General features: G+C 76.4%; 4 protein-coding genes and 1 tRNA gene. 3 read left to right on the top strand and 2 right to left on the bottom strand.

Annotated features, from left to right (window positions below; all coding sequences use genetic code 11):
- Positions 1-38 precede the first annotated feature (38 nt).
- Positions 39-848: an AraC family transcriptional regulator gene (locus ACJA3G_RS30985; RefSeq protein WP_406556355.1), complete on the bottom strand. Its 810-nt coding sequence runs from the start codon at positions 846-848 to the stop codon at positions 39-41.
- Between the two features lie 54 nt (positions 849-902).
- Between ACJA3G_RS30985 and ACJA3G_RS30980 the strand changes: the two genes are divergently transcribed.
- Complete coding sequence (locus ACJA3G_RS30980) at positions 903-2144, top strand: MFS transporter (protein ID WP_406556354.1); 1242 nt, start codon at positions 903-905, stop codon at positions 2142-2144.
- A 281-nt stretch (positions 2145-2425) separates the two neighbouring features.
- On the opposite strand, the gene ACJA3G_RS30975 is transcribed toward ACJA3G_RS30980, so the two are convergent.
- A tRNA-OTHER gene (locus tag ACJA3G_RS30975) sits at positions 2426-2520 on the bottom strand.
- A 231-nt stretch (positions 2521-2751) separates the two neighbouring features.
- On the opposite strand from ACJA3G_RS30975, the gene ACJA3G_RS30970 reads away from it, so the two are divergent.
- Complete coding sequence (locus tag ACJA3G_RS30970) at positions 2752-3423, top strand: GDSL-type esterase/lipase family protein (protein WP_406556353.1); 672 nt, start codon at positions 2752-2754, stop codon at positions 3421-3423.
- 114 nt (positions 3424-3537) lie between these two features.
- Positions 3538-4461, top strand: a complete 924-nt coding sequence (locus ACJA3G_RS30965) for a phosphatidylglycerol lysyltransferase domain-containing protein (RefSeq protein ID WP_406556352.1) — start codon at positions 3538-3540, stop codon at positions 4459-4461.
- Positions 4462-4536: the final 75 nt, after the last annotated feature.

The raw sequence follows: 4536 nt of genomic DNA, 5'->3' as shown, positions 1-4536 counted from the left end.
CCTGAGCACATGGTGGCAAGGCCCCCATGTGCTCGGCGTCAACCGGCGGTTGGGTCCGGGGTAAACCTGTGCGGTACATCGGCGACAGGTGCGGCGGCCCCCGCCGCGGCCCGCCGCGCCCCGGGCGTGTGCCCGAACGCCCGGCGGTACACGTCGATGAACGCGCTGGTCGAGGACCAGCCGCAGCGGCGGGCCACCGAGGTCACCGTGGCGTCCCCGGCGAGCAGCACCAGCGCGTGGTGGAGCCGCAGTTGGGTGCGCCACTGCGGAAAGGTCATGCCCGCCTCGGCGCGGAACAGCCGGGCCAGGGTGCGGGCGCTCGCCCCCACCGCCGCGCCGAGCTCGCCCAGCGTCCGGGGGTCGGCCGGGTCGTCGTCCAGGAGCGCGCAGAGCGCCGCGAGCCGGGGATCGCGGGGCGCGGGCAGGTGCAGCGGCTGCTCCGGCGCGTGCCGCAACCGGTCCAGGACGACCGCCAGCATCCGGTCGGCCTCGGGTGTCCCCTTCGGTTCCGGCGAGCTGTACGCGATGATCAGCTCGCGCAGCAGCGGCTCCACCGCCAGGACCGCGGGCCGGGGGAGCCCCAGCGGATCGCGGTCGAGCGGAACGCCGACGGTGTGCAGAGCGGTCTCGCCGTACGCCCGGTGCTCGTGCGACGTCCCGGCCGGCACCCAGATCGCCCGGGTGGCCGGGGCCACCCAGGTGCCCGCGTCCGTCCTCACCGACAGGACGCCCCGGCCCGCGTAGACGACCTGGTGCACCTCGTGGCGGTGGGCCCGCACCCCGGTGCCCGGCGCCAGGTGCCGGGTGGTGGTGGGGATGTGCGGCGGCCCGTGGCGGAATATCGGCACAGCTCGGCACTTTATCGGAAGCCCGCCGACCGGCCGCGCCCGCAGGATCGGGGGGTGACGACGACAGCGCGCACCACCAGTCCCACCGGCCCCACCAAATCCACCAGAAAACCGTCCGCCGTCGCCGTGCTGGCCCTGGGCCACGCCACGGTCGACTTCTACCAGGGGGCGGTGCCCGCACTCGTTCCCTTCCTGGTCGCCGGGCGGGGCTACGGCTATACCGCCGTCTCCGGCATCGTGCTCGCCGCGACCCTGCTCTCCTCCGTCGTGCAGCCCCTGTTCGGCGCGCTCACCGACCGCCGGACGATGCCCTGGCTGATCCCGCTCAGCAGCCTCTGCGCGGGCGTGGGCCTGGCGCTGGCCGGCCTCGGCCACTCCTACGCGCTCACCTGGCTCGCCGTCGCCCTCGCCGGGACCGGCGTCGCCGCCTACCACCCGGAGTCCGCGCGGCTGGCCCGCGCCGCCGGGCGGGGCAGCCATGTGGCCATGGGGTGGTACTCGCTGGGCGGCACCCTCGGCTTCGCCCTCGCGCCCCTCGTGGTCGGGCCGGTGCTCACCGCCGGGGGACTCGGGGCGACGCCGTGGCTGGTGGTGCCCGCGGTGGCCGGGGTGCTGTGCACGGCGCCGGCGGTGCTGGTGCTCGCGCGGAGGGCGGCGCCGGGGCGTGCGGGGGCCACCAGCCCGGCCGCGCCGGACGACTGGCCGGTGTTCCTGCGGCTCTCGGCGATCGTGGTGTGCCGCTCGGTGGTCTTCGTCGGCCTGAGCGCCTTCATCGGCCTCTACGCCCAGGAGCGCGTCGGGGGCGGCCCCGCGACCGGGTCGGCCGCGCTGTTCACCCTCTTCGCGGGCGGCGCCGCCGGGACCGTCGCCGGGGGACGGCTGGCGGCGCGCCGGGGCCGGGTCCGTACCGTGCGGACGGCGTACGCCGCCTCGGTCCCGGCCGTCGCGGGTGTGGTCCTGGTGCCCGGCCCCGCGTTCTTCGTCTTCGTCGCGCTGGCGGCGGCCGTGCTCTATGTGCCGTTCTCCCTCCAGGTCACCCTGGGGCAGGACTTCCTGCCGAGCCGGGTCGGCACGGCGAGCGGGGTCACGCTGGGCCTCGCGGTGAGCGTCGGGGGAGTGACCGCGCCGGGGATCGGCGCCCTGGGGGAGACGGCCGGGCTCGGGGCGGCGCTCGCCCCGCTGATCGCGCTGTGCGCCCTCGCCTGGTGGCTGGCGCGCACGCTGCCCGAGCCGAAGGGGATGCCGGGGTACGGGCCGGGCACCGGGAGCGCGCACGGGACCCCGTCCGGCGGGTAGCGGTCCGGACCGGTGTGCGGGCGGACGGCCGTCGCCCCGCCTCCGCACACCAGGACGGCCGGGCCGCCCGGCCCGCCCGTGGTGCGGGCGAGCTGCTGGGCACGGCCCGGCCGCTCTGTCACAGCCGGCCCGACGGGCGTACCGGCCCCCGCGATCCGTCGCGCGACCTCATGAGCCGTCTCCCGCGCCCGCGTTCTGGTGGCCGGACCGGCCACCACCGGGACGTACGGGGAGACGGACTCGTCGACGGACACCTCGGCGCGCCCGGCGCAGCCGTGCTGTGGCGGAGAGGGCAGGGTTCGAACCTGCGCGGGCCGCTCGCGCCCGGTCCGGCGCCTGCCCGCAACCCCCGTTGGACCCCTTCGGGTACCTCTCCCGTCCTCGTACGGATGGATCCTCGCCCGGGCCGCTGAGACCACGCTGAGACGGTGCTGAGACGCGCGTCTCACCGTCCGGCGTACGGCACCGGCCGCGGGGCGGCGGGACCGCGGACGGCGGAGTGGCCCGATCCGGTCCGGCGCGACCGGCCCCGCTCCACGCGCTGTTGACGCACGGCGCCCCGGTCACTACGACGGCAGCGGGGGCGAGTGAAAGGCTGGACCGTGCGATGGAGGACGACGATCCGCGCTGTCTGCGCGAGGGCGAGGCCCGGACGCTGCTCGGCGGGTTCCCGTGGCGACGCGCGGTGGTGCTCAGCGCACAGGAGGGCCGGCTCGCCCGGGCCGCCGCGGTCCCCGGATACCGGCCACGGGTCTGGCCCGACCGGGTGGCCCGGGCGCTGCGTGAGGCCCGCCCCGGCCTCGCCTGTCTGCTCGTCCAGGGCCGGCGCGAGCTCGTCCTCGCCGAGGTCCGTTCGCGCCAGCTGGGCCAGGCGCTCGCCTTCCGGGCCGACCTCGCCCTGATCGCGTGTGGCGGCCCCGATGTGCGGGCGCGCCGGTTCGACGCGGACGCGGTGGAGAGCGAACTCGGCCGGATCGTCGCCTCGTTGAAGGAGACGGACTGCCGTCACACCGTGGTGGTCAGCCCGTTCGACTGGTCCGCCTCCGGCCAGGTGGCCCCGGCCCACCGCGACCGGGTGCGCACCCGCCAGCGCCTCCTGGTGGAACGGCTGACGGCCGTGACGCTCCGTCATGGAGCCCTGCACATCGACCTCATGCGGCAGCAGGACGCCGATCCCCGGACGCTGTGGGGTCCGCAGCCGGGCCGGCTGAACAGCCTGGGGCACGCGCTGGCCGCGGCGGCGGTGGTACGGACCCTGGCGTCCCGTCCGACGTCCTAGCCGCCCGCCGTCCTCGGCCCGCCCGCTGAGAGGACGCCGAGACCCGACTGAGACGCGCGCGTCAGGGAATTGGGGCCCATGGCTGCGACGATGCTCATGACAGGGGGGAATGTCATGAGTATCGATACCTGTGCCGTGGACGGCGGCGACACGCTTTCCAGAGCTTTACGCGCCTACGGCGACAATCCTGGTGCGTTTCTCGCGATGAGCGGGGGAGGGGAGTACTTCACCGTGGCGGGCCGGAACGGAGTGATCCCCTATCGGGATACCGGCGGCCATCTGCACCAGAGCGCCGGAGTGATCGCACCCCACGACGGCCGGGAACCACTGCTGCGCGCTTTCACCGAATTCGCGGCGGAAAGCCGCCGGAGAATCGTGGCCACCCGGCTCCGGCGCCCCGAGGCCGCGCTCTTCGCGCGCTGCGGCTTCACGGTGAACCAGGCAGGTTCGTCCTACGCGGTCCACCTTCCCGAATTCCGCCTCGGCGGCCCGCGCCTGGCCGAGCTGCGCCTCGCCGTAACCCGGGCGTGGCTGGCCGGGGTCGAGGCGGCCGAAGTGGCGTACGAGGACATCGGGGCCGGCCCGGCCGGGGCGGGCGACGGACGGCGGGTGTTCGCCGGGCGGATCGGGGGCGAGGCCGTCGCGTCCGTCACCTTCCTGCCGGTCTTCGGCTCCCGCCCGGGCTGGCTGCGCCACACCGCGCACCGGGCGCCGGACGCGCCGAAGGGCGCCCTGGAGGCGGTCGGCCTGGCGGCCGTACGGGCCTTCACCGCCGAGGGGGCGCAGTGGCTGCACCTCGGCTTCACCGCGTTCGCCGGGCTCTGCGCGCAGTACGAGCTGGGCACCGCGAGCACCGTGGCGGCGCGGCTGCTGCGGCTGGCCGCCGGACGCGGGGCGTGGCGCGACGCGACGGCCCGGCACCTCGCCCAGCAGCGGATCTGGGATCCGCATCTGGTGGAGCCCGGCTATCTGGCCTGGCAGGGCCGGGCGGCCGGCGGGGCGCTGGGGCACCTGCTGAGGCCCGCCCCCGCGCCCTGACGGCCGCCCCCGAGCCCCTGACCGGCCCCGGACTCAGAGGGCGGTCGTCAGGGCGCGGGGGCGGGCCTCAGCAGG

Origin of the sequence: Streptomyces sp. YS-3 (assembly GCF_045257485.1) — a bacterium.
Taxonomy (GTDB): Bacteria; Actinomycetota; Actinomycetes; order Streptomycetales; family Streptomycetaceae; genus Streptomyces.
This window is presented reverse-complemented; position numbering and strand designations above follow the sequence as displayed.

What these genes read in the sequence shown, in the direction of transcription:
- ACJA3G_RS30970 (WP_406556353.1), top strand. Translation starts at nt 2,752, where the DNA reads ATGGAGGACGACGATCCGCGCTGTCTGCGCGAGGGCGAGGCCCGGACG.
- ACJA3G_RS30965 (WP_406556352.1), top strand. Translation starts at nt 3,538, where the DNA reads ATGAGTATCGATACCTGTGCCGTGGACGGCGGCGACACGCTTTCCAGA.